The sequence below is a fragment of the Acinetobacter sp. ANC 4654 genome, from assembly GCF_002135425.1.
Lineage (GTDB): Bacteria > Pseudomonadota > Gammaproteobacteria > Pseudomonadales > Moraxellaceae > Acinetobacter > Acinetobacter kyonggiensis.
Window position 1 is genome coordinate 441,688 of sequence record NZ_NEGL01000001.1, and the last position, 24,914, is coordinate 466,601.

The window sequence follows — 24,914 nt, forward strand, 5'->3', positions numbered from 1 at the left end:
ATGCCTCTGGTTTTTCCACTCTCCTGTATGTAAGTCAATCACGTATGAAGCAGCACTTTCCTTTAAAAAATGCTCAACAAGAAAAGCGCATTTATCGCAATCGAATTTTTATCTCGGCCGGGATTGTTGCATTCTTTCTGTTATTACTGATTGTTCGTTATGCTTATTTGCAAATCTCACATTATGATGAGTTTTCAACTGCATCGGATCAAAACCGAATTCGCTTGCAACCTTTAGCACCCGCGCGTGGCTACATTTATGACCGTAATGGTATTTTGCTCGCTGACAACTACCCTGTATTTTCAGCAACCATGTCTCGTGCAGATGTTGACGATATTGATGGCACCGTACAACGCTTAATTCCAATTTTGGGCTTAACTCAAGAAGATATAGACCGTTTTAGCAGTCGAATTAAAACCTCAAAAAAAACAGAACGTGTTTCGCTTAAACTCAATTTAACTGAAACGGATATCGCTAAATTTAGTGAGGTTAAATTCCAGTTCCCTGGGGTCAATATAGAAACCCAAATGACTCGCTACTACCCACATGGTGACCTGTTTGCTCATGTGATTGGTTATGTGGGACGTATTAATGACAAAGAATTAAAATCCATTGATAAAGATTTATATGCAGGCACCAACTTAATTGGCAAAATTGGCGCTGAAAAATCCTACGAAGAACTTTTACACGGTGTACCGGGCAATGAATCTGTCGAAGCAGATGCCCACGGCAATGTACTGCGCAATTTAGGACGTAAAGATCCAGTTCGTGGTAATGACTTATATCTGTCGATTGATTATGGCTTACAAGTGGTCGCGACAGAACAGCTTGCGGGGCGACGAGGTGCAATTGTGGCACTGAACCCGAAAACGGGGGAAATTCTAGCACTGGTCTCTAGTCCAAGTTTTAATCCTAATTTATTTGTCACAGGCATTAGTACTACCGATTACAGTGCATTACGAGACAACCTAGACCAACCGCTTTATAACCGTGCTGTTCAAGGTGCCTACCCTCCCGGTTCAACCATTAAACCAATGTTTGGTTTAGGCGGGATCCATTATGGATATGTCGATTGGAACACGGCTATTTCTGATCCAGGCTATTTTACGTTACCTGGCGATAGCCACCGTTTCCGTGACCACAAAAAAACGGGCCATGGCGTGGTCAACATGCATAAAGCCCAAAATGTATCTTGTGATACTTATTTTTATGTATTGTCCTACCGTATGGGTATCGACAAAATGAATACGTGGATGCGCCAGTTTGGTTTTGGTGAAAAAACTGGGGTTGATTTACCCAGCGAAAGTACAGGTTTATATCCGAATCCAGAATGGAAAATGCGAACCCGTAAAAGTAAGTGGCTAAAAGGTGAAACCATTTCAGTGAGTATTGGTCAAGGTGCTTTTACAGCAACCCCGTTACAACTGGCAATGGCAACAGCAATTACAGCAAATCAAGGCTCGCACATTACCCCGCATGTACTGCGCGAAAGTCATGGTGCAAAACCCTATACCCCTATCAATGCACCCAATGGGAAAATTCAGTTTAATGGGCAACCTGAAGACTGGATTAAAATGCGAGATGCAATGGTCGATGTCATTGACACGGGTACTGGTCGTGGTATCCGCACTCCAATGTATAAAATTGCAGGTAAAACAGGAACAGCTCAGGTTAAAAGTATTGCCCAAGGGAAGAGATATAACGAATCATTATTGACCGAGCGTCAACTAGATCATGGTTTATTTGTCGGTTTTGCTCCAGCTGAAAATCCTGAAATTGCCATTGCTGTGGTTTGGGAAAATGGTCGTCATGGTGGTTCGGCAGCACAATTAGCTCGCCCTATTTTTGATTATTGGCTACTTAAACGTGAGAAAAATCCAATCCGTCCAGCAGCGCATCAAATTAGTGGTGGCTTAATGACAGCAGGAATTAAACCTGGTGAATTACCAAGTGGTACGCCTCCTGTGATGGGTGCTACTCATCCGAATCAACCTCAAGCCACAACTCAAGCTCCAGCATTAACCAGTCCACAACAAGTACAGGGTGAATGATCTATGAAAAATCAACTGCGCATTATTGGCGGTGAATGGAAACGCCGCCAACTTCCTTTTGCTAGTGTTGATGGTTTACGTCCTACACCTGACCGTGTACGTGAAACATTGTTCAACTGGTTAATGTGGGATATTCAAAATACTCAGGTCTTAGATCTTTGTGCTGGCTCGGGTGCATTAAGTTTTGAGGCATTGTCACGTGGCGCAGCTCACGTCATTATGATTGAACCGAATCGTAATCAAGCTGCATTTTTAACCGATAACTTGCAGTTGCTTAAAGTCACCAATCAACGTGCAAAATTAAAAATTGCAACGGCGCAACAAACCTTACCTACACTCAAAGAGCAATTTGATTTGGTTTTTTTAGATCCACCTTATAGTTTGGATTTGTGGCAAGAACTGGCTCAACTTGCAGACCCTTTAATTAAAGATAAGGGTTTCATTTATGTTGAAGCAGATCGCGACTTAACCCAATTAAAACTGCCATCATCTTGGCAACAAATCAAACAAACCAAAGCTGGAACAGTGCGCTCTGCGCTATATCAAAAACAAGATTTTAATTAAACCCAATAAAAAAGGATGCCACTATGGAATCCTTTTTTATTAAAATTTTGACTTTAATTTGCAGAAATACAGCTAAATATAGACTTGGCTTTTTCACTCATCTTTAGAATACTGCTCACTTTCCTCTTGTACGCATTACTATGACTTGGCTGTTATTTATTCTTGGTGCAATCGTCGCTGGTTTTGTACAAGGACTTACAGGTTTTGCCTTTGCCTTAATTGCCATGTCTTTTTGGGTATGGGTGCTCTCTCCTCAGATTGCCGCTTCTTTAGTGGTGTTTGCGTCGGTATGGAGCCATATTATTTCTTTATCCAATGAACCGAAACAAGTTCATCTGAATAAATCACTGGTTTTACCTTACTTAATCGCGGGTATGATTGGCGTTCCTTTAGGCAGTTACTTACTCCACATTATTCAAGCCGATACCTTTAAATTAATTTTAGGCTTATTTTTAATTGTGTGGTGCCCGATGATGTTGTGCAACCCACAATTTCCACGCCTGCAACAAGCAGGAAAATTTGCAGACAGTTGGGTTGGCTTTATCGGTGGAATACTGGGTGGGTTAGGCGGATTTTGTGGTGCACTGCCTTCCGCTTGGGTCATGCTCAAAAACGTATCCAAACAAGAACAACGCTATATTTTACGCCATTTTAACTTCGGCATTCAGCTCTTTACCTTACTCGCCTATTTAGTCCAAGGGACGCTGGATATACAACTGCTACCTTATATGCTGATCTTGCTTATTTTTGTCAGTTTCCCTGCCATTTTAGGGGCAAAATTATTCTATAGAATTTCAGAAAAACAATTTAAACATATTGTTTTAAGCCTTTTATTTTCATCTGGCTGTTTCTTAATGTTCAGTAATCTGCTCTGACTTTCAGACTTATTGTGAGGTTTATTCTTTTATAATAAGTTTCGTAATTAATCCAAATTTCATTTAATCAAAAAACAGCCAATCAATATGCAATCGAGCATTTATAATAAAGAAAACTTTATACAATATCGGCTCCCCTTCACCAGTCGTTTTAAAAATGAAAACCTTGATTTTATTAGCAGGGGTTATTCTTCTCACTGCCTGCTCCTTGGGTACATCACGTGAAGTCAAACTTGCTGAAAAAATGCTCTCACATTTTCAATGTAATAAAATTGAAAGTGCACAAATGACACATAATTCTATCACCACTTATCACGAACAATCTTTAGCCTCTAGCCATCAAAAAGCCACCTTGTATGTACAAAGCTATAAAGATGGTGAACAATTATTTGATATGCCCTTAACTGAAGTCATTGAGCAGCAATATGTCATTTACAAAGCAGCTTGCCAAAATTTAGGGGGGATTGAACCGACATTTGCTGAATAAACAATAAATTAAAATAAATTGATGAATGAGATGAAATTCTGTTTTTTATTAAAATTATCAAACATTAAGCTAAGAACTTTATACTGGATCAATCTTAGCCTTACTTTAAAGTCAGACAGGGATCACACCCTGTCTTTTTAAACATTATGATTCAGGGTAATAGCGCGTATCTACGCTAAATTTTTCTGGAAATTTAGGATTAATTTGAGCATAGAAACCCATAATTTCAGCCATATCTTTCTCATAATCCCCTGTCGGATATACAATTTTTCCTACGCCCGTTTTTTTCTTGGCATAATCCATATAAGCCAAAGCAATCGGCACACCCGCACTGATGGCAACATGATAAAATCCTGTTTTCCATTGTTCTTGTTTGGCACGCGTCGCTTCGGGTGTCACCAACATGACCAACTTTGGATGCTGTTTAAATAAGTCTGTCATGACCTGAACCATACTAAGACGAGGTTCACCTGCATTTTTTGGTGTTCGGTCTATGCCTATTCCACCCATCGCTCTGACAAATGGACCAAATGGCAGTTTCATGTAACTGTCTTTAATGGTTAAACGAACATTAACACCTAAAGCTTTAAGTGCTAAACGTGCGTATAAGGCATCCCAATTACTGGTGTGTGGTGCAGCAATCATGACACATTGATCTAAATCAAGTGGCCAATGATTATCCAGTTCCCATCCCATCATTTCTAAACTTTGTTCAGCTAATTTTTCGAACACCTAAAAACACCACACTTAAGAAAGTGTGCAGATTCTAACAATGCGGCTGAAATATGAAAGCACAATATGATCAATAAACCATCAATTAATATATAAATGTATAAATTAATTGCTTCATTATTTTTCAAAATTTATCTTCTTAACGAAAATCATGGCCATATTTTAAGAACAATAAAAGCGGAATCGAGCAAAACTTATGTACAGAATAACAAAGCATAACAATATCTATATTTAATAAACTTCATTTTTTCAGTAGTTTTAGCCGTTGCATTGAAACATCTTAGGAATCACCTCGTGAAAAAAATAATATTTATCCTCTCTCTAACTACATTGGCTTTAAGCGCGTGCACGAAACCAAATACCGATACTCATCAAACCAATAAAGCACCTGAAAATACAGCAGCGCAAACGATTGAAACTACAGCAAGCCAACCTGCAATGCCAATAGGTGACACAGCCGAAACCTCACTCGATTGGGCGGGCGAATATACAGGAATTTTCCCTTGTGCAGACTGCGAAGGAATTGAAACAGAACTTGAATTAAAAGCAGATAAAACCTATGAGCTTACAGAAGAATATCTGGGTAAAGGAAAAGGCAATGAATTTAAAGTGAAAGGAACATTTAGCTTTGATCAGGACAATCCATCTGTGATTAGTTTAGATAAAGCTGGAGAAAATCGTAAATTCTTTGTCGGTGAAAACTTTGTTGAAGCACGTGAGATGGATACAGGTAAAGCGATTGACTCTAAGCTTAATTATAAACTACAGAAAAAGTTGAATTAATTCCTCTATTTTGAGCCGAAAAAGCCTGAAGGATGGCTTTTTTCGGTTACTTTTCTGATGCATTGATCATGATTTGCTACAAATAAATGACTTATTTTTCTCATCTAGACTAGATAGATCGTTCAGTTGTGATTATGTTTAAAAAAACCTTTTTTATAATTTGATGCTCATTATGAAAAAAACGATGATGCTGCTCGGTTTTTTCCCACTACTCGTTTTAAGTAGTTGTGAGAAATCATCAAGCACGTCCTCAATTAAACAAGAGACTGATCCACATCAACACTCCTTAAAAGCGATGCAGACTCAAGCTCCAGATTGGCTTGGACATTATAAAGCGTTCGTTCCTTGTCATTCTTGTGAAAAAAAACTGATTTCATTACAACTGAATCAAAATAAAACCTATACCTTAAAAGAAGTTCAATTCTTTAAGCAAAAGCAGCAGCAAAAAGAATCGTCAGGAACACTTCATTTCAATACTCAAAATACTAATTTGGTGCAATTAGTCGAAGATAAAAGCCACAAAATTCATTATATTACTTTGCATGATCAGTTCATTGAACTGCTTGATCAAAATAAAAAGCAATTTGAAAATTTTGAAAAATATCAAATTCCCAAAGTACAGCATATTGAAGTCAATAATGCACTTAAACATGTCAGCATACAGGCAGATTTATTTAAAATAGAAAAAATAAATCTAAACAGCGTTGAAAATACAAAACTAACGTATCTTTTTGAAATTAATAATCACTCAGATCGTGTACTTAAGTTACGCGATAGCGATATTGTTTTAGTCGATGAAAAAAATAATGAGCACATTTCAACAATAGAAAACAGCCTCATTGCTCCCAATAAAACCCATTATGAGCTTGTCTCCTTTGTTTATCCTAAAGCCTCCCCACCCACATTTATTAAAATTAAATAATTTCAAGTTTAATCTCAGAATAAAAAAATCCCCGCACTATATGGGGTTTTTTCAGGTCGAATAACCTATCTGACTTAGATGATTATTTTGGTGAGAGTCATTGTCTAAAATAACTATACCGATATTTCTGCAAATAACACCAAGCCTTCTCATGCCTCAATTAACTGTAATCACAGCAATTTATGCGCTAAAGGCAGAAACATGAATGGCTGAAAATAACGATATGTTATATCATAACAAAAATATTCATTTATCTTTGGACTTTGCTCAATAATGAAATACAAGACCACTTTTTTACCTGTTTTGGGCTTCTCATTTATTTCCTGTTTTGCTTGGGGCGATGATATGACGGTGTTAGAAACCATTAAGGTTCATGCTGAGGCTTCATCGGAGCATGATTTGCAAAAAAATACTGCCGCGACCAAATTTTCACATGATGTATTAGATGTTCCCTTCAATCGTGCTTTTATTGATTCAGAAACGTTAAAGCAACAAAATGCTCAACGCATTGACGATGCGCTCACATTCGTCAGTGGTGTTTTTCATCAAAACAACTATGGCGGTGGGTTTTGGGATAATTACTCTTTCCGTGGCTTTAGTAGCGATCCAAATTTAGGTGCGGCAATCATTCGTAATGGCTTAAGTGTCAATCGTGGTATTAGTGCACCCAAAGATATGGTCAATATTCAATCTCTCGATTTTTTAAAAGGACCTGCCGCAGCATTATATGGCCGTGGTGAAACAGGTGGATTGCTTAATATCAATAGTAAAAAACCGCTTTGGCAATCTGAAAATGAAGTGAACTTAAGTGCCAATAGCTTCGAACAATATCGTTTTAGTGCCGAGCACACAGCACCTTTAAATGATGAAATTGCTTATCGTTTCGCAATGGCACATGAAAATAATCAGAGCTTTCGAGATCATGTATCTAGTGAACGCTGGTTCTTTTCACCTCAACTTTCTTGGAAAATTTCAGATCAAACACAACTGGATTTCGACAGTGAATTGACCCAGCACATGGGTACATTTGATCGCGGGGTTAGCACCCTTCATCAACAATTTGTGATGGATCCTAAGACCTTTACTGGCGAACCCAGTGATGGAGACATGCGCGTAAAGGATCATTTTTTCCAGCTACGTTTAAATCATGCTTTAAATGATGCATGGCGCTTTAAAACGGCTATCAGCTATAAAGATGCTGAAATGGTCGGTTATTCAACTGAGCCACGTCGTATTCAGGCAGATGGACAAACTCTAGAGCGTCAGCGCCGTTATCGTGATTATCAAAGTGAAGATCTTCTATGGCAAAATGAGTTACTTGGCACAGTTGATCAGACGTGGGCACGTCACGAATTACTGGTTGCAACCGAATTAGGACAACTCGATTTTAAGCAATATCAATTACGCCGTAACCATAGTACGGGCTATTTAAATACCATCGATATTTATCGACCTATATATGGTGTGTATGCTCCTGAGCTGGCAGCGTTTACCAACACGCAAGAACGACAACGCTATGCTGCAATTAATTTGCAAGATCAAATATTCTTTAATGATCAGTGGAGTATTTTAATTGGTAATCGCTACGACTATATCCAACAAAATTTTGAAAATCATTTAAATGCAAAACAAGATCAACAGAGCCTACAACGCAATAGCCCACGGGTAGGTATTAATTTTAAAATTTCAGATCAAGCATCTATTTATAGCAACTATGGACATTCTTTTGCCATGAATAGCGGTATGAATCGTTTGGGTGAGACTTTCGCTCCAGAACAAGGGCAAAGTTATGAATTAGGTGGAAAATATCGCTTAAATGAATCAAGTTTAATCAGTATGGCACTATTTAAAATGAAAAAACAAAATGTGCTAACCACTGATCCAATTGACTCTAACTTTCAGACTACTGCTGGGGAAGTAAGCAGTCAAGGCATCGAACTTGATTTAAACAGTCAACTCACAGACCAGTGGACCATAGCAGCAACCTATAGTTTGACTGATGCTAAAATTGAAAAAGACCAAGATTTGGCAAAAGGCGCTCGTTTAAGCAATATTCCCAAACATCAAGCTTCTTTAAGTAGCCAATACGAATGGTTACTCCACGGTACTCAACGTGCTGGAATTGGAGCAAATATCATTCATGTTGGGGAACGTAGTGGACATAACTTAGATAATGGCTTCAATCTACCAAGTTATACCTTAACCAATTTAAATGCTTACTACTCACCCTCTGAGCAGTTACGTTATCAACTAAATCTAAACAATTTATTTGACGAAAAGTACTATGTTTCTAGTTATAGTGAATTATGGGTTCAACCGGGCGAAGTTTTAAATGCTTCTGTTTCCGCACAGTTTAAGTTTTAAATTATTTTATATGTACTCTTATACTACTCGCTACAAGTTAGATACCTCATCTAACTTGTAGCGGTGTGTTCTATAGAAAATAATAAGTTTTAAATGACGATAAGATCATTCCAATTTATTAAAAAGGCTACTGGAAATTTTCAACACCCCCATTATGCGTAAAAATTGGTTGGACAAACAAAAATCAGATGCCTGTTATCTCAAGATATTGCGCTTTGGAATGCACTGGAAATGCTTTATAGCACTTAAATTATGCTTGGCTATATAGTTTAGTTTAAAAATAAACCATTATATAAATGACAATAAAGTGCTCATTCTTGATTGCCCTAAATAAGCTGACGGTTAAATGGATAAATCTGCGTTAATTATTTTTCGAATCACTTTCAATACGCCCATCAACCAAATTAATGGTTCGATCACAGTTTGCTGACAGACGTGGATCATGTGTGACCAGCAGTACTGCACAGTCTCGCTCACGATTCACTTTACGAAATAACTCAAAAACCTCAGCAGCTGTCTGAGTGTCCAGATTACCTGTAGGTTCATCGGCTAGAAGCAATGCTGGTTCAGTGATAAGCGCTCTGGCAATCGCGACTCGCTGTTGCTGACCACCCGAGAGTTCATTCGGTTTACGGTTGGCAAATTTTTCCAGACCAACTGCGGCAAGCAATTCATGTGCTTGTTGTATCGCAAGTTTATCAGGTTTACCTCGTGTCAGCATCAATGGCATCAGCACATTATCCAAAGCCGTAAAGGCCTGTATAAGATGATGAAACTGAAAGACAAACCCGATACTGTTGCCGCGCAGTGCAGTGCGTCCTGCATCATCCATGCCACTTGTCGCCTGCCCCAACAGATAAAGCTCGCCACTACTGGGTTTATCCAGTAAGCCAAGAATATTCAACAAGGTACTTTTACCAGAGCCAGACGGACCAATCAGTGCAGCAAAGTCGTGGCGTTCAATACACAGATCAATGCCATGCAACACCTCAACCTCATTGGGTTGAGCAATATTGTAAGACTTGCGTAGCGCCTCTAGACGTAACACTTCATCGGACTGATCAGACATGACGAATCGCCTCCACTGGATCCAGTGCTGCTGCACGGCGTGCTGGTACAGCAGCAGCCAACACACCAGTAAGTATTGCCAATAATAATGCCAGCATAATCAGATCTATAGACACGGGAATATAAAACAAACCTGGGCCAAAATTATTAAATACCCACACTAACGCGTAACTGGCCACACTGCCCAAAACTGAGCCAAGTAAGCCAAACATCGCACCCTGAAATAGAAAAATTCGTAAAATTTGCTGTCGGGTCGCACCTGTCGCACGCAAAATACCAATTTCTCGGGTGCGCTGTACGACACTGACCGACAACACACTGGCAATGCCAAAGGCTACCGAAATAGCCACAAAAACAATAATCATACTGGTCGATAGACTCTGCGCTGAAATCGCATTCATTAATTGCGCATTGGTTTTAATCCAGCTTTCAGCTTGCAGCGATGTCAGACGTCCGACCTGCGCAGCCACATTTTCTGCCTGAAAAATATCTGCGACGGTTAAGTCGATAACCGTGACCCCACCAGGGAGACTGAGTAAAGATTGTGCTTGCTTCAAGTCCAAATAGACATAGCGAGCATCCAGCTCACGTACCCCCAGTTCAAATATACCGGCAATATTTACCACCGCACTGTTCTGCTGACCAGTATCCAGTCGCAGCTTATTGCCCACCTGCACCCCCAGATCTTCAGCCAATTGGCTGCCAATCAGTACATCATCGGCTCCCACACGTAGCTGACCACTGATCAGATACTGCTTAAGGGGGATGATTTTCTGATAACGCTCAATATCTATACCTACCAATGCCACCGACTCCAAGGCATCACCACGCTGGGCAAAAGCAGGTCCTGACACGACTGGCGACACAGCTGTCAGTAATGGCAACTGATCTAGAGTTGCTGTAATTTGCTGCCAATTGTTGATAGAGCGCAAGCGTTGTGGTCGTTTATCTTCCTGCAACAACTGTAAAGTACCCACTGCTGGTGGTACTATTTGGTTCACATCATCTGGTGACAGCAAACGAATATGGGCCTGAGTGCCTAAGGTACGCTGAATAATATTGGACTGTAAACCTTGCATTAAAGCCGTAACAAACACAATCACAGCTACACCCACTGCAACACCCACAGTAATCATGATGGACTGCGCACGCCCCTCGCGCAAAAAACTGATCGCAATAGTCCACTCGATCCAAAGTCGCCCGAAAAAATTTTTCAATCGAATTTCACCGGCAATTCATTTTTGCTGTTTGCTTTATTGGCATGATTGGCAAACGGTGTTTTTTGCAGCTTTAAGCGTACCCGCGTACCATCCGCTAGTGAAGATTCAGCATCAGCCAGTACATGATCACCCGCACTTAAACCCGAAATCACTTCAGACATCGCCAAACCACGTAAACCTAGATTGACCTGTTGACGCTGTATTTTTCCATCCCACAGCAACAGCACCAGCGCCTTATTTCCTTGCACACGACTTAAAGCATCATTTGGAATGACCAACGCTTGCTCTCGCTTACCCGTTTCGATATTCACCGATACGGTCATATCCTGACGCAAAAACTCAGGCACTGGATTAACCGCTAACCGAACCTCCACCGTACCACGCTGTGGATCAATACTGGGTGCTATAAAATTGATACGGGCAGGAAAAGGTTTATCTGGATAGGCATCGGCAATGACTGCCGCATTTTGCTGCAAAGCAAGCCGTGGTAAATTTCGCTCGTCAAATGGCACACGAATTTCCGTGCTGCCATCAAGCGCAATCGTGAGCAGAGTTCGCCCCGGCTGTACCAGATCGCCTGGCTCTACATTACGTGTCAGCACTGTACCTGCCACTTCGGCACGTACTTTTGTTTTGGCAAGCTGTGCCTGTAGTGCAGCAAGACGCTCACGGAGCAAAACCTCCTCAACTTTACCAGGTGCCAGTGCTGCCACGCTTAAGCGAGCCGACTCAACGTTATTGCGGGCAACTTTCTCCGCTTTCTCCGCCTGTTCCCTTGCCTCGGCCGACAACATTTCAGGTTCAGTCAAATTGCGTCTACGCTGCGCTTCACGACGAGCCTGTTCAAACTGTACTTTCGCATTCGCCAAATCCACTTCAGCTTGTGGACGCCTGCTGGTCGCCAACTCGGTCAATGCCGCCTCGGCCTGCCGCACCTGAGCAGTCATCTCATCCGATTTCAATACCAATAGCAAATCACCGCGTGAAACCCGATCGCCTTCTTGCACAAGCCGCTCAAGTACCACTCCAGTAATTTCACTGCCAATTTGGGTACGTGACACCGTCACTACTCTCCCAGTTGCGACTACCGTTTGCACCAGTGGCATCGATGCAACGGTATAGCTCGACAACAGCGGCCCCTGCCACCAGTGAAATACTGCAAAACCAGCTGTGAGCATAAGCAGTATAATCATAACCACAGATTTATAGCGAGCAGCGCGCAATGAGCTTCTCCAGTTCAAATTAAAAGCCTAGTACCTCAATCAAAAGTACCATGCCTCTGTAAAATTATATGTTTTAGAGCGCATTCAAAATCTGTCTCACTCACTCAACGAGAAATAAGACAGATTTTTTAAGTTAACAGTAACCCATTGAGCTTAGATTACTTTTATAAATAAAACCCACATATTCAATAGAGATAGGTCTATTTTTACTCTTCTAAAAGACTTCTTAACATCCACGCTGTTTTTTCATGTACTTCAAGTCTTTGTGTGATGATATCTGCTGTTGGCTGGTCATTTACTTCATCGACAATCGGGAAAATAGCTCGAGCAGTGCGCGCAACAGTTTCATGAGCATTGACCAATAAGCTGACCATTTCCTGTGCTTTTGGAACGCCTTCAACTTCTTTAATTGCGGTTAATTTTACAAATTGTTTATATGTCCCAGGAGCCGGAAAACCTAAAGCACGAATTCGCTCAGCAATAATATCCAATGCGTTCCATTGCTCAGTATATTGGTTCATGAACATGTTATGTAAGCTATTGAATTGTGGCCCTGTAACATTCCAGTGAAAGTTATGGGTCATCAAATATAAGGTATAGCTATCAGCAAGTAGTTTGGATAAACCTTCAACAATTTTGGCACGATCATTATGAGAGATGCCAATATCAATTTTCATCGTTTTAGATTGTTTTTTAGAATTAGCCATTTTAAGATTCCTCATTATTTAAGTATTTGTTTATTCTGTATAAAATTAAAATTTATCACTCAGACCATAAGTTCTGTCGAACAAAGGATATCTGTTGTTATACTCCCCTAACCGTATTTTGCAAACCTTTACGATCATAAGATTTCATCACCATTAGACCGACCTTAAGTTGTATCACAACAAAAATAGAGCTTCTCCAAGCGCTAGATTTTTTATCACTTTCGTTTCTAGTTTAGCACCCGCTATGTGCACTTTTACTTGCTTTTGTTAAGACTTCCTCTGCATTGGCATAGGCTTAAAGATTATTTCTAGGCACAGATATATATAGTCGTAATAGAAGCCTACCTGTGTAAATAGATCTTCTAAAAGCATAAATGAACCAAGTATATTAATTAACGTAGACTCACCCAAGCCTTAAATTAGTTGGAAATAACATGAAATCCAAACATAAAAAAGGTCGCATTTAAGCGACCTTTTTTACAACAAAAACAAATGTGAGTCATACTGTGCGTAATCTTGATATAAAAGTAATATTTATAAAAAATTACAACAACATGTATTACTCAAAGGCAGATTACATCATACCGCCCATACCACCCATGCCGCCCATATCTGGCATAGCAGCTTTGTCTTCTGGAATATCAGTGATCATGCATTCAGTTGTTAACATTAAAGCAGCAACAGATGCAGCATGCTCAAGTGCAGAACGCGTTACTTTCGCTGGGTCAAGAATACCCATTTCAAGCATATCGCCATATTCACCCGTTGCAGCGTTATAACCGAAGTTACCTTCACCATTTTTAACAGCATTGATGACTACAGATGGTTCATCACCCGCATTGGCAACAATTTGACGTAAAGGCGCTTCGATTGCACGACGTAAAATGTTGATACCAACATTTTGGTCATCATTCACGCCAACTAAACCATCAAGTGCAGAAGCAGCACGTACCAACGCAACACCACCACCCGCAACTACACCTTCTTCAACCGCAGCGCGAGTTGCATGAAGAGCATCATCTACACGGTCTTTCTTCTCTTTCATTTCAACTTCTGTTGCTGCACCAATTTTGATAACTGCAACACCGCCTGCTAATTTAGCCACACGTTCTTGAAGTTTTTCTTTGTCATATTCTGACGTTGATTCTTCAATTTGCGCACGGATTTGAGTAACACGTTCAGAAATTTGAGCTGCATTACCTGCACCATCAACAAGTACTGTATTTTCTTTAGAAACAGTTACTTTATGCGCTGTACCTAAATCTTGTAATGATGCAGTTTCTAAAGACATGCCGACTTCTTCAGAAATCACAGTTGCGCCAGTTAAGATCGCAATATCTTGCAGCATTGCTTTACGACGGTCACCAAAACCAGGAGCTTTAACCGCACATACTTTAATAATGCCACGCATGTTATTAACAACAAGTGTTGCTAACGCTTCGCCTTCAACATCTTCAGCAATAATAAGCAGTGGTTTACCCGTTTTCGCAACAGCTTCTAACACAGCAATCAATTCACGGATGTTGCCGATTTTTTTATCAACAAGCAAAATGAACGGATTTTCAAGTTCAGCAGTTAACGTTTCTTGTTTGTTTGCAAAATACGGGCTGATATAACCACGGTCAAACTGCATACCTTCAACAACGTCAAGCGAATCTTCAAAGCCTGAACCTTCTTCAACCGTGATCACGCCTTCTTTACCCACGCGTTCCATTGCTTGTGCAATGAGTTTACCCACAGTGGTGTCAGAGTTTGCAGAGATTGAACCGACTTGTTCAATGGCTTTCGTATCTGAAGCTGGTTTAGCGGTTGCTTTAATATTTTCCACCACTGCACGAACAGCAAGGTCAATACCACGTTTCAAGTCCATTGGGTTCATACCCGCAGTTACTGACTTGATGCCTTCATTTAAAATCGCTTGCGCCAATACAGTTGCAGTCGTTGTACCGTCACCTGCAATGTCATTGGTTTTTGAAGATACTTCACGAACCAGTTGAGCGCCCATGTTTTCAAATTTATCTTTTAAAACAATTTCTTTAGCAACAGTTACACCATCTTTAGTGATGTGCGGTGCACCAAAAGAACGATCAATAACAACGTTACGACCTTTAGGACCTAAAGTCACTTTTACCGCATCTGCAAGTACGTTTACGCCCGCAATCATTTTGCTGCGCGCTGAATCACCAAATTTTACGTCTTTAGCTGACATGACTTACTCCAAATATTTTTAATTTTTTCAAGAATCTGATTCAATAAAACAGGTCTGTATTAGCCTTCTAAAACGGCTAAAATATCAGACTCTTTCATTACAAGAAGTTCTTCACCATCAACTTTTACTTTTGTTCCAGCATATGCGCCAAACAATACGTTATCGCCTACTTTAACATCTAAAGCACGCACGCCATTGTCTGTAATTTTACCGTTACCTACAGCAATGATTTCACCTTGAGCAGGCTGTTCAGCTGCTGAAGTGCTTAAGATTAGACCACCCGCTGTTTTGGTTTCCTTTTCAACACGGCGAATAACAACGTTATCATGTAAAGGACGAATGTTGCTCATTTGAAACTCCATCTACCTGATTGTAAGAACAGGTCTTTATACAGTGAATTGATAATGACTTAATTATTCCGTGGGTCATTATCAGAAAATAATTTCGATGACACTTTTGTGGGGATGGAAAAAAACGCTTCAAGGGTAAAATGAAAAAATATTTATGATTTTGTCTTTTTTTTATTCAATTCTCGCTATTTCTGGACTTAATCCGCATTTCTTTTATGCAGAACAAAATCACCTAAGGCATTATCAAAATAATAATGTGCAATAGCACAATTAGAATGAATTACATTAAAACTGTTTGGCAAACCGCCATGTAAGCGATAGGAGGTTGCTGTTCCTGCATGAATTTCCAAAACAGCATGACTCATATTTAACTGATAAAGCTCATTGAGATCATAGACAGCAGTATGATGTAAATGACCATGTAATAAGCCATTTAGACCACTTTTACTCCACACTTCCAGCGCCATTCGCCCCAATATTGGACAATCTTTCACGCCATGTTCAGCATTTGGAGGGGTATAAAAAGGCTGATGCGCCACAATTAATTTAATTTTATTTGGCGGTGCCTGCTGCAAAGACTGATCAATCTGCTGAATTTGCTCCAGTGAAATATGCCCTTTGGTATGATAACGTCGCCGAATACTGTTCACACCCACAATGAAAAAGTGATCTGTTTCCAGTGTGGTTTCCATATTGCCAAAAAATAACTGATAACGGGTAAATGGGCTGAAGACCCGATTCCATAAGTGATACAGTGGAATATCATGATTCCCTGGCACGACCAAATAAGGTAGATTTAAACTGTCCAAAAACTGTTTACAATCATAAAACTGCGTATAACGCGCACGTTGGGTTAAATCACCACTCACCACCACAGCTTCAATTTTATGCTCTAGACAAAACAGCCTAATCGCAGCCATACAGGCAGATTTCTCAGTGCCAAAATGTAAATCAGACAGGTGCAGAATCATAAGGCACCATGACTTTTAACGCATTTTTCCGCACAGTAATTTTTAATGGTGGCTGCATTTCTACAATCTCTCCATCGATGGCAACGGTCAACTTGTTGCGCTTCGAATGAACCTTGACTTCATCTGCGGCAAAACTGTAGACATCTGGGGCTTTTTCCAAATTCCCTTGAATCAATTGCCACACCATTTTAAATAAGGTCAGCTTATCACTTTTCGCGACCACCACTCCTGCAACCTGTCCAAGTTCTGCGCATTTGGCAATCTTCAAATTCATTTCCGCCAATTGAAGTTGATTATTGCCAAAAAAAATCAGCGGTGTTTTCACTGGATACTTTTTACCATCCACTTCAACCTCAAGCTTCAATTCCTTGCGATCACGAATTAACACATCCAGACTTGAGGTATAAGCATGCAAAGGAAATCGACCAAAACGCTGATTGTAAAGTTCGCGCTTCTGAATAAATAACGGATACAAGCCCAAGCTGGCATTGTTTAGGTAAATGTGATTATTGATCTGTGCCACGTGAATATTTCTGGTGGTTCCTATGGCAATAACGTCTGCAGCTTCAAGTAAATCCAGTGGAATATTCAGCACCCGAGCAACATAATTAAAAGTACCTAAGGGTAATATCCCCATCGGAATATCCAAACCCATTAAGCTTGCAGCGACGGCATTTAAAGTGCCATCTCCCCCTGCCGCAACAATCACCCCTTTATGTTCGCAATCCCGATGCCGTGCCAATACCTTTTGCATCAAGAGATCAAAACTGTTCTGTGAACTGATTTCAAAAGACTGAATTTCAAAACCATGCTTAGATAGTCGATTGATGATTTGCTCATAAAACTCAGCTTGGTTTGAAGCGTGAAATCCTGACTTTGCATTATAGATAATGGATAATGGTTTGTGCTGTTTAAACATTTTTATACACAATTAAAGCTTTTGTTCTAATTTCAACCAGTTGAGCTATTATTTAAAGCCCCTTTATGTAAATATTGAATTAGCACCATTTATTTAATCAATAACAATTCTCATAAAGAAGTAACACATAAGTGGCTGATTATTAAAAACATAATTAAAATAAATAACACTCATAAATACATTAAATAAAGAGATTTGAATTAAAAAAACCTAATAAACAATTGTATTTTATGGTTTTTATAACAAATCAAGCTAAACCACCAATAGAAATCCAGCACGTCTTTGGTCTTATTTTTTTTATGATTTTATGCTTTAATACAGCCACTTTTTTTTCATATTTTATCTGAGTGATGTATTCCATTACTCAGATTGTACTTTGTACAGTTAAATTGTACACATTCGAGATAGGCCTCACCATGACCCAAGTGAACGCACCAGAATTCGTTCGTCACCCTAAGCTTATTGCATGGGTTGAAGAAATTGCAAAATTAACGAAACCAGCGAAAATTGAATGGTGTGACGGCAGCGAAGAAGAATATCAACGTTATATTAACTTGATGATCGCTAACGGCACTATGCAAGCGCTTAACCAAGAAACTCATCCTGGTTCTTATCTTGCTAATTCTGATCCTTCTGACGTTGCTCGTGTTGAAGGCCGTACTTACATTTGTTCAGAAAAACAAGAAGATGCTGGCGCGACAAACAACTGGGAAGAGCCTGCTGAAATGCGTGCCCGTTTAAACGGTTTGTTTGATGGTTCGATGAAAGGTCGTACTTTGTACGTTGTTCCTTTCTCTATGGGTCCTTTAGGTTCTCATATTGCGCACATCGGTATCGAACTCACTGATTCTCCTTATGTAGCAGTCAGCATGTCTAAAATGGCTCGCATGGGTAAAGCTGTTTATGACGTTCTTGGTACTGATGGTGAATATGTTCCTTGCGTACACACTGTAGGCGCACCGCTTGAAGCGGATCAAAAAGACGTTGCATGGCCTTGCAACCCTGAAAAATACATCGTTCATTACCCAGAAACACGTGAAATTTGGTCTTACGGTTCTGGTTACGGCGGTAATGCATTACTGGGTAAAAAATGCTTAGCTCTACGTATTGCATCGGCTATGGGTCGTCAACAAGGCTGGTTAGCTGAACATATGTTGATCCTTGGTGTGACTAATCCACAAGGCGAAAAACATTACATCGCAGCGGCATTCCCTTCTGCTTGTGGTAAAACCAACTTTGCAATGCTCATTCCACCAGCGGGTTATGAAGGCTGGAAAATTGAAACTGTAGGTGACGATATTGCTTGGATCAAACCAGGTGAAGACGGTCGCTTATATGCAATCAATCCTGAAGCTGGTTTCTTCGGCGTTGCACCGGGTACAAACACCAAAACCAATCCAAACTGTATGGCTACTCTTCATAAAGACGTGATCTATACCAACGTTGCAGTAACAGACAACGGTGAAGTTTGGTGGGAAGGTCTAACCAAAGAAGCACCTGCTAACCTCACCAACTGGAAAGGTCAGCCGCACACTGGCGCAGAAAAAGCAGCACATCCAAATGCACGCTTTACTGTTGCTGCGGGTCAATGCCCTTCAATTGACGCTGACTGGGAAAATCCAGCGGGTGTTCCAATTTCGGCATTCATCTTCGGTGGTCGTCGTGCAGACACAGTGCCTTTAGTTTCTGAAGCGTTTGACTGGGTTGATGGCGTATATAAAGCTGCAACCATGGGTTCTGAAACCACTGCTGCTGCTGTTGGTCAACAAGGTGTTGTTCGTCGCGATCCGTTTGCGATGCTTCCATTTGCTGGCTACAACATGGCTGACTACTTCTCTCATTGGTTAGAATTAGGCGAACAAGTTGCAGCTAAAGCTGAAGTTGCAGGCAATAAACTTCCTAAAATCTTTAACGTAAACTGGTTCCGTCGCGATGCTGAAGGCAACTTTGTATGGCCTGGTTTCGGTCAGAACATGCGTGTTCTTGAGTGGATGATTGATCGTTGTGAAGGTCGTGCTGAAGCGACTGAAACACCAATCGGTTTAGTTCCAACTTACGAACAATTAAACTGGGAAGGTATTGATTTCTCTAAAGAGCAATTCAACACCGTAACAGCGCAAGACAAAGATCAATGGATCAAAGAGCTTGAAAGCCATACTGAATTATTCAGTAAACTGGGTGAGCGTTTACCCGCTGCTTTAACAGCACGTCAAAATGAACTTTTAGAAGCAGTTAAAAAATCTGCTTAATCTAAATTAAAAAAAAGGTCGCTTCGGCGACCTTTTTTTAGAATTACACATTACAAAAAAATCTAAAAAACTTTATTACAACAAGGGGCAACTCATGCTAAAAACATTCACACTGACGGCCTGCTTACTCGGCTTATCTAGTCTAGCTATGGCGAAACCAGAGACTACCGAACAACCTGCTCTTCATATTTGTGCAATCAAAGGTACACCTGATTCCAGCCAATTTCAGATTAAAAAGCGCATTAAAGTTGCCAAAGGTACTTATGGCAGCGTAGTAGAGCTGTATCCGCGCTTTGCAGAGCGAGCGCATCAAGTAGGTGCTAACGTGGTCATCAACTACAATGCCAGCCAAAGATTCGGTTTCTGGCCTTGGCGCGTTGTACGACCAGTAATGTGGGGAACAGCCGTAAAATGGAATACTCCCGTTGACTGCAAAGCGTTGGGCGGCACAGAAATTTAATGATTTAAAACAGCTAAAAGGTCACTGCGGTGACCTTTTATGTATAAACGCCCGATCGATCACTCACAATAAAATTTATAACTACACTCTCGTCTATCCACTCAAAGCTGACATCGCAAAAACCAGATGGAATTGGACAAAATAATTGGCATTTCCACCCAAAAATTCAGAACATCCAATCAAAAAAATTAAGCTACAGCAGACATGGCACGGCGTTTATGTAGCTCAAGCAAATATTCATCCAAAACTTGAATTTCAGCTTCAGTAAATTCTAGACCTAATTTACTTCTACGCCACAAGATATCAGCACTCTTCATCGCCCATTCTTGATTTACAAGATAGTCCACTTCTTGTGCATACAAACCATGCCCAAAATCCTGCCCAAGCTCATGTAACATTGAAATATTGTTCAAAAATATCCATACCCTTGAACCATAGGCATGCGCCCACCTTGAAGCCAATTGAACAGATACATCCTGAACCGCTTGTATAAGCTGCTGAATTAAAAGCTCAACTGAAACCAAGTTCTCGGCACCGGGTAATAAAGCCTTTTCTGTCCAAGGCTTTTTCATCGTTGGAAAGAAAGGCTGTAAGTGTGTCAGAGCAGATTCTGCTAACTTTCTATAGGTGGTGAGTTTCCCCCCAAACACCGAAAGCAAAGGTGCATCCTGCTCTTGCGAGAGAGCCAGAGTATAATCACGGGTGATCACTGATGGATTATCAGACTCATCATCACATAAAGACCTCACCCCCGAATAAGTATATAAAATATCCTGAGGGCCTAATTGATGCTTAAAGTGATCATTATAAACATCCAATAAATAGTCTATTTCCGGCTGGGTAATATCGACTTTATTTAAATCACCTTGATATTCATGATCCGTTGTCCCAATGAGGGTGTATTGATCTAAATAAGGAATCGCAAAAACAATTCGATGATCATCATTTTGCAGAATAAAAGCCTTATCCCCTGCATAAATTTTCGGGACAACAATATGACTTCCTTGAATCAACCGAAGACCGTAAGGGGATTTTTGTTTTAAATTCTGTTGAATAAATTGCGCCACCCACGGCCCAGCAGCATTCACCAACGCCTTAGCCTGAACGGTATAACTGCCTTGCGTATTTTCTAAATGAATCACCCACAGGCCATTTTCACGGTAAGCAGATGTACATCGGGTTTGGGTCGCAATATGAGCCCCTCGTTCCCGTGCTTGTATCGCATTTAACACCACTAATCGCGCATCATCCACAGCACAATCAGAATATTCAAAACCCTGAGTGATTTCTGCTTTTAAAGGGCTTGTTGCTGCATCAAAAGTAACATGAGTTGAAGCTGCTAATTTTTCTCTTTTACCCAAATGATCATAGAAAAATAAGCCTGTTCTAATCAGCCATGCAGGACGTAAATGGGGCTGATGAGGCATAATAAAACGCAAAGGGCGAATTATATGCGGGGCTTTCGCCAACAGAATCTCTCGTTCTGCTAAAGCTTCACGTACTAAGCGAAACTCTTTATGCTCAAGATAACGTAAACCACCATGAATAAGCTTACTGCTCGCTGAAGAAGTATGGCTGGCTAAATCATCCTTCTCACACAAAAACACAGACAGGCCACGCCCTACAGCATCAACAGCAACACCAACGCCATTAATCCCACCACCAACAACAACCACATCATAAACAGGATGACTAACTTGCATGATTACCTCCCTTATATTATTAAAAAATTGGGCTTAAACTTCTTTTTATTTTAGGAAACTTAACACTATTTAAAGTGAAATGACACCGAGAAATCATCTATCAGTTTAAGGAAAATAAAATAACCATTTCACATCAGGACTTAAAGCATTTACAACAATAATATCCTCATCTTCCTTTCAACCTATTGCTTAAAAAACCCAATATTGCACACTTTTTGTACAAAACTAAAAATCCATATGCTTATGTCATTAAAACAATTGGTTTACCATTTAAAAAGAATAACAAAATGGACTTGTACAGATGATTGAACAAAATGTCCCGCAAGCAAATCTAGACACTAAAACACGGGTCAAATCCATTCTGGGCGGCTCAGCAGGTAACCTTGTTGAATGGTATGACTGGTATGTCTATGCTGCATTTACATTATATTTTGCCCATGCATTCTTCCCCAAAGGTAGTCAAACCGCACAACTACTCCAAGCTGCTGCCATTTTCGCTGTCGGCTTTTTAATGCGCCCGATTGGGGCTTGGATTATGGGCATTTACTCGGATAAAAAAGGACGCAAATCAGGTCTTACCCTTTCTGTGACACTGATGTGTATTGGCTCTCTGATGATCTCGATTGCTCCCACACATGATCAAATTGGAATATTTTCACCGATTATTTTAGTTGTTGCCCGACTCATTCAAGGCTTAAGTGTCGGTGGAGAATATGGTGCAAGTGCGACCTATCTCAGTGAAATGGCAGAAAAAAACCGACGCGGCTTTTTTTCCAGCTTTCAATATGTCACCCTCATTGCAGGGCAGCTTACCGCCCTCTGCGTTTTACTCATTTTGCAAGTTGTGCTCACCGAAGAACAACTCCATGCTTGGGGATGGCGAATTCCCTTCTTTATCGGTGCTTGCCTCGCAATTGTGGTTTTTTATATTCGTCGTGGGCTGTTAGAGACGCAATCGTTTAAAAATATCCAACAAGACAAAAACCAACCTGAATCCAGCATGTTTTCCTTGTTTAAATATTATCCTAAACAAGCATTTACAGTTTTATTTTTAACTGCTGGTGGTACTGTTGCTTTTTACACTTACACGACTTATCTGCAAAAATATCTGGTGAATACTTCTGGATTTAGCAAACCTGAAGCTACGCAAATCACCACCTTAGCACTGTTTATTTTCATGTGTTTACAACCCTTCGCAGGCGCTTTATCTGACAGGATTGGTCGAAAACCACTCATGATTAGCTTTGGTGTACTTGGTGTTTTATTTACCTATTTCATATTTGACAAGTTAGGACAAACTCAAGATTATTGGTCAGCATTTTGGATTTGCTTAGCAGGTCTAGTGATTGTTACAGGTTATACATCTATCAACGCTGTGGTGAAAGCCGAAATGTTTCCTGCTCATATTCGTGCACTAGGGGTCGCCCTTCCCTACGCACTTGCCAACACCCTATTTGGGGGAACAGCAGAATTTTTCGCACTCAGTTTCAAAGAAGCGGGACATGAGTCTTGGTACTTCATTTATGTCACTATTTTAATTTCTATCTCTTTGATTGTTTATATTTTTATGAAAGACACCAAGCACCATTCAGAAATTAAAGAACATTAATTGAGGAGCTTTTTAACAGGATCTGTTTTACCAAAGTTCTTTTGCAGGACAACATCATTACTGATGCCTAAGCCTATCTAACTTAGTTGAAAAATCATCTAAAAAAGCTTTCTAAATACTCAACATTAGAAAGCTTTTTTATGCAATATAGGCCGATCTAAGATCGTTAAAAAAATAAGCTTATGGCATACTCAATAGAATAATAACGCTTGGAACTTTTGAAGATGAACAATACCTATAAATTGCTTGGCTTAGGTTTTATTGCGCTTGGACTTACTGCGTGTCAAAGCACTCCACGCCAATACAATGGCAATGTGGGCTATCAAATTGAAAGCCAGTCAAATAATACCGCTACACTGGCTTATACTTTGGCTGGTCGTCAAAACCAACAAATGGATGCCAAAAAATTACAACGTGCATGCCAAAAAGTTCTAGGTGCAAATAAACAATACACACTCAGTATTTTAAGTATCAATGAAATTGCAAACTCTGCCACTCAACCCGAAAAATCGGGTCGTCAAATTGGTAACAGCCGTACCAGTATTGGCTTGAGCAATACCCCCGACCTATACAACAGCGAAGATTATGCAACTCGCCAAGCGCTAAATACTCGCCCGAGTACATTGCGCGTGGTTCGTTATACCTGCTCTTAAGTAAAATAATTCTATAAGACGCTCATTACAGCGTCTTATAGAAACTAACATTACGAAATTCCTTCGACTCATCCAAATCAGGCCAAGTGGTGGCACTACGTTCATCCAATTTTTGGTAATTCGGATGACTAAAGTTTTTTACTCGGCTGTCTGCTACCCATACTTCTGGTGCAAATTTCAGAAATTCATCTAAGAAAAAACGATTGCATTGGTCATAAAGTACATCCGCAGCCAAAAGTACATCGACTTGCTCAGCTTGATACAGATCATCTAAATATTCGAGTTCCACAGCATTTAATTCTGCATTGGCACGACAGGAATCCAAACTAATGGGATCTATATCACAACAGATGACACGTTTTGCGCCTGCCATTTTCGCTGCAATCGCCACGACACCCGATCCTGCACCAAAGTCCAGAACAACCTTATCTTTGACATGATGCGGCTCTGCAAGCAACCACTGTGCCATTGCCAACCCTGAAGCCCAACAGAAGATCCAATACGGCGTATCATTCCAAATACGACGAATCACTTCATCATCCAAGCGATCTGTTGGAAATACAGGTGGAATCAACCACAGTGAAATGGGTGTCTCAGGCAGTTGCTGAGCTAAAAGCTCACAATTTGGAATCACCTCATGCAAGGCTTTTAGCAGATGTTCGGGTGCTTGAGGAAATTGGAAAGTACAGCTCATAGATAAGCCTTGAAAACTTATTAGAATTTACAATAATAATTTGATACACGATATGCCATCTACAGCTGTTCGAGGCAGACAGCCATTAAATAATTAATGTT

General features: G+C 40.3%; 22 protein-coding genes. 11 read left to right on the top strand and 11 right to left on the bottom strand.

Annotated features, from left to right (window positions below; genetic code table 11):
- Positions 1-44 precede the first annotated feature (44 nt).
- The 4 genes from mrdA (at position 45) to B9T24_RS02080 (ending at position 3,977) form a co-directional block, all read left to right on the top strand.
- The gene (mrdA, locus tag B9T24_RS02065) at positions 45-2,051 is read left to right on the top strand and encodes a penicillin-binding protein 2 (RefSeq protein ID WP_086164276.1); all 2,007 of its coding nucleotides are present in this window, start codon (positions 45-47) and stop codon (positions 2,049-2,051) included.
- 3 nt (positions 2,052-2,054) lie between these two features.
- A complete protein-coding gene (gene rsmD, locus B9T24_RS02070; RefSeq protein ID WP_086164277.1) occupies positions 2,055-2,615 on the top strand; it encodes a 16S rRNA (guanine(966)-N(2))-methyltransferase RsmD in 561 nt (186 codons plus the stop codon).
- Positions 2,616-2,755: 140 nt separating this feature from the next.
- Positions 2,756-3,490 (top strand): sulfite exporter TauE/SafE family protein, encoded by a 735-nt coding sequence (locus B9T24_RS02075; protein ID WP_086164278.1) that lies wholly within the window; start codon positions 2,756-2,758, stop codon positions 3,488-3,490.
- Between the two features lie 157 nt (positions 3,491-3,647).
- Complete coding sequence (locus B9T24_RS02080) at positions 3,648-3,977, top strand: hypothetical protein (protein ID WP_086164279.1); 330 nt, start codon at positions 3,648-3,650, stop codon at positions 3,975-3,977.
- A 144-nt stretch (positions 3,978-4,121) separates the two neighbouring features.
- On the opposite strand, the gene B9T24_RS02085 is transcribed toward B9T24_RS02080, so the two are convergent.
- Positions 4,122-4,709, bottom strand: a complete 588-nt coding sequence (locus tag B9T24_RS02085; protein ID WP_086164280.1) for a 1-acyl-sn-glycerol-3-phosphate acyltransferase — start codon at positions 4,707-4,709, stop codon at positions 4,122-4,124.
- Positions 4,710-5,003: 294 nt separating this feature from the next.
- Here B9T24_RS02085 and B9T24_RS02090 point away from each other — a divergent pair, with 294 nt between their 5' ends.
- The 3 genes from B9T24_RS02090 (at position 5,004) to B9T24_RS02100 (ending at position 8,778) form a co-directional block, all read left to right on the top strand.
- Positions 5,004-5,492 (top strand): copper resistance protein NlpE, encoded by a 489-nt coding sequence (locus tag B9T24_RS02090; protein ID WP_086164281.1) that lies wholly within the window; start codon positions 5,004-5,006, stop codon positions 5,490-5,492.
- 172 nt (positions 5,493-5,664) lie between these two features.
- Positions 5,665-6,414, top strand: coding sequence for a copper resistance protein NlpE N-terminal domain-containing protein (locus B9T24_RS02095; protein ID WP_171264819.1), 750 nt, complete (start codon positions 5,665-5,667; stop codon positions 6,412-6,414).
- Between the two features lie 273 nt (positions 6,415-6,687).
- Positions 6,688-8,778 carry a TonB-dependent siderophore receptor gene (locus B9T24_RS02100; RefSeq protein WP_086164283.1) on the top strand — a complete coding sequence of 697 codons (2,091 nt, stop codon included), beginning with the start codon at positions 6,688-6,690 and terminating at the stop codon, positions 8,776-8,778.
- A 361-nt stretch (positions 8,779-9,139) separates the two neighbouring features.
- Here the strand turns inward: B9T24_RS02100 and B9T24_RS02105 are convergent, their stop codons facing one another.
- The 8 genes from B9T24_RS02105 to B9T24_RS02140 all read right to left on the bottom strand — a co-directional run bounded on the left by B9T24_RS02105 (position 9,140) and on the right by B9T24_RS02140 (position 17,445).
- A complete protein-coding gene (locus tag B9T24_RS02105) occupies positions 9,140-9,847 on the bottom strand; it encodes an ABC transporter ATP-binding protein (RefSeq protein ID WP_086164284.1) in 708 nt (235 codons plus the stop codon).
- Positions 9,840-11,063: an ABC transporter permease gene (locus B9T24_RS02110; RefSeq protein ID WP_086164285.1), complete on the bottom strand. Its 1,224-nt coding sequence runs from the start codon at positions 11,061-11,063 to the stop codon at positions 9,840-9,842. The genes B9T24_RS02105 and B9T24_RS02110 overlap by 8 nt, the downstream gene beginning before the upstream one ends.
- The gene (locus B9T24_RS02115; protein ID WP_086164286.1) at positions 11,060-12,289 is read right to left on the bottom strand and encodes an efflux RND transporter periplasmic adaptor subunit; all 1,230 of its coding nucleotides are present in this window, start codon (positions 12,287-12,289) and stop codon (positions 11,060-11,062) included. The genes B9T24_RS02110 and B9T24_RS02115 overlap by 4 nt, the downstream gene beginning before the upstream one ends.
- A gap of 206 nt (positions 12,290-12,495) precedes the next feature.
- The gene (locus B9T24_RS02120; RefSeq protein WP_086164287.1) at positions 12,496-12,996 is read right to left on the bottom strand and encodes a Dps family protein; all 501 of its coding nucleotides are present in this window, start codon (positions 12,994-12,996) and stop codon (positions 12,496-12,498) included.
- A gap of 574 nt (positions 12,997-13,570) precedes the next feature.
- Positions 13,571-15,205, bottom strand: coding sequence for a chaperonin GroEL (groL, locus tag B9T24_RS02125; RefSeq protein WP_086164288.1), 1,635 nt, complete (start codon positions 15,203-15,205; stop codon positions 13,571-13,573).
- 59 nt (positions 15,206-15,264) lie between these two features.
- Positions 15,265-15,555: a co-chaperone GroES gene (locus B9T24_RS02130; protein WP_086164289.1), complete on the bottom strand. Its 291-nt coding sequence runs from the start codon at positions 15,553-15,555 to the stop codon at positions 15,265-15,267.
- Between the two features lie 197 nt (positions 15,556-15,752).
- Positions 15,753-16,526 (bottom strand): metallophosphoesterase family protein, encoded by a 774-nt coding sequence (locus B9T24_RS02135; protein ID WP_086164290.1) that lies wholly within the window; start codon positions 16,524-16,526, stop codon positions 15,753-15,755.
- The gene (locus B9T24_RS02140) at positions 16,507-17,445 is read right to left on the bottom strand and encodes a diacylglycerol/lipid kinase family protein (protein WP_086164291.1); all 939 of its coding nucleotides are present in this window, start codon (positions 17,443-17,445) and stop codon (positions 16,507-16,509) included. The genes B9T24_RS02135 and B9T24_RS02140 overlap by 20 nt, the downstream gene beginning before the upstream one ends.
- A 416-nt stretch (positions 17,446-17,861) precedes the next feature.
- On the opposite strand from B9T24_RS02140, the gene B9T24_RS02145 reads away from it, so the two are divergent.
- Together B9T24_RS02145 and B9T24_RS02150 are read left to right on the top strand one after the other, a co-directional pair.
- A complete protein-coding gene (locus tag B9T24_RS02145) occupies positions 17,862-19,694 on the top strand; it encodes a phosphoenolpyruvate carboxykinase (GTP) (RefSeq protein ID WP_086164292.1) in 1,833 nt (610 codons plus the stop codon).
- A 94-nt stretch (positions 19,695-19,788) separates the two neighbouring features.
- Positions 19,789-20,154, top strand: a complete 366-nt coding sequence (locus B9T24_RS02150) for a hypothetical protein (protein ID WP_086164293.1) — start codon at positions 19,789-19,791, stop codon at positions 20,152-20,154.
- A gap of 188 nt (positions 20,155-20,342) precedes the next feature.
- On the opposite strand, the gene glpD is transcribed toward B9T24_RS02150, so the two are convergent.
- Positions 20,343-21,857: a glycerol-3-phosphate dehydrogenase gene (gene glpD / locus B9T24_RS02155; protein WP_086164294.1), complete on the bottom strand. Its 1,515-nt coding sequence runs from the start codon at positions 21,855-21,857 to the stop codon at positions 20,343-20,345.
- A gap of 301 nt (positions 21,858-22,158) precedes the next feature.
- Between glpD and B9T24_RS02160 the strand changes: the two genes are divergently transcribed.
- A complete protein-coding gene (locus B9T24_RS02160; RefSeq protein ID WP_086164295.1) occupies positions 22,159-23,466 on the top strand; it encodes an MFS transporter in 1,308 nt (435 codons plus the stop codon).
- 224 nt (positions 23,467-23,690) lie between these two features.
- Positions 23,691-24,119: a hypothetical protein gene (locus B9T24_RS02165; protein ID WP_086164296.1), complete on the top strand. Its 429-nt coding sequence runs from the start codon at positions 23,691-23,693 to the stop codon at positions 24,117-24,119.
- A 25-nt stretch (positions 24,120-24,144) separates the two neighbouring features.
- On the opposite strand, the gene B9T24_RS02170 is transcribed toward B9T24_RS02165, so the two are convergent.
- Positions 24,145-24,813 carry a class I SAM-dependent methyltransferase gene (locus B9T24_RS02170; protein WP_086164297.1) on the bottom strand — a complete coding sequence of 223 codons (669 nt, stop codon included), beginning with the start codon at positions 24,811-24,813 and terminating at the stop codon, positions 24,145-24,147.
- Between the last annotated feature and the right edge of the window lie 101 nt (positions 24,814-24,914).

What these genes read in the sequence shown, in the direction of transcription:
- mrdA (WP_086164276.1), top strand. Translation starts at nt 45, where the DNA reads ATGAAGCAGCACTTTCCTTTAAAAAATGCTCAACAAGAAAAGCGCATT.
- rsmD (WP_086164277.1), top strand. Translation starts at nt 2,055, where the DNA reads ATGAAAAATCAACTGCGCATTATTGGCGGTGAATGGAAACGCCGCCAA.
- B9T24_RS02075 (WP_086164278.1), top strand. Translation starts at nt 2,756, where the DNA reads ATGACTTGGCTGTTATTTATTCTTGGTGCAATCGTCGCTGGTTTTGTA.
- B9T24_RS02080 (WP_086164279.1), top strand. Translation starts at nt 3,648, where the DNA reads ATGAAAACCTTGATTTTATTAGCAGGGGTTATTCTTCTCACTGCCTGC.
- B9T24_RS02095 (WP_171264819.1), top strand. Translation starts at nt 5,665, where the DNA reads ATGAAAAAAACGATGATGCTGCTCGGTTTTTTCCCACTACTCGTTTTA.
- B9T24_RS02100 (WP_086164283.1), top strand. Translation starts at nt 6,688, where the DNA reads ATGAAATACAAGACCACTTTTTTACCTGTTTTGGGCTTCTCATTTATT.
- B9T24_RS02105 (WP_086164284.1), bottom strand. Translation starts at nt 9,847, where the DNA reads ATGTCTGATCAGTCCGATGAAGTGTTACGTCTAGAGGCGCTACGCAAG.
- B9T24_RS02120 (WP_086164287.1), bottom strand. Translation starts at nt 12,996, where the DNA reads ATGGCTAATTCTAAAAAACAATCTAAAACGATGAAAATTGATATTGGC.
- groL (WP_086164288.1), bottom strand. Translation starts at nt 15,205, where the DNA reads ATGTCAGCTAAAGACGTAAAATTTGGTGATTCAGCGCGCAGCAAAATG.
- B9T24_RS02130 (WP_086164289.1), bottom strand. Translation starts at nt 15,555, where the DNA reads ATGAGCAACATTCGTCCTTTACATGATAACGTTGTTATTCGCCGTGTT.
- B9T24_RS02135 (WP_086164290.1), bottom strand. Translation starts at nt 16,526, where the DNA reads ATGATTCTGCACCTGTCTGATTTACATTTTGGCACTGAGAAATCTGCC.
- B9T24_RS02140 (WP_086164291.1), bottom strand. Translation starts at nt 17,445, where the DNA reads ATGTTTAAACAGCACAAACCATTATCCATTATCTATAATGCAAAGTCA.
- B9T24_RS02145 (WP_086164292.1), top strand. Translation starts at nt 17,862, where the DNA reads ATGACCCAAGTGAACGCACCAGAATTCGTTCGTCACCCTAAGCTTATT.
- B9T24_RS02150 (WP_086164293.1), top strand. Translation starts at nt 19,789, where the DNA reads ATGCTAAAAACATTCACACTGACGGCCTGCTTACTCGGCTTATCTAGT.
- glpD (WP_086164294.1), bottom strand. Translation starts at nt 21,857, where the DNA reads ATGCAAGTTAGTCATCCTGTTTATGATGTGGTTGTTGTTGGTGGTGGG.
- B9T24_RS02160 (WP_086164295.1), top strand. Translation starts at nt 22,159, where the DNA reads ATGATTGAACAAAATGTCCCGCAAGCAAATCTAGACACTAAAACACGG.
- B9T24_RS02165 (WP_086164296.1), top strand. Translation starts at nt 23,691, where the DNA reads ATGAACAATACCTATAAATTGCTTGGCTTAGGTTTTATTGCGCTTGGA.
- B9T24_RS02170 (WP_086164297.1), bottom strand. Translation starts at nt 24,813, where the DNA reads ATGAGCTGTACTTTCCAATTTCCTCAAGCACCCGAACATCTGCTAAAA.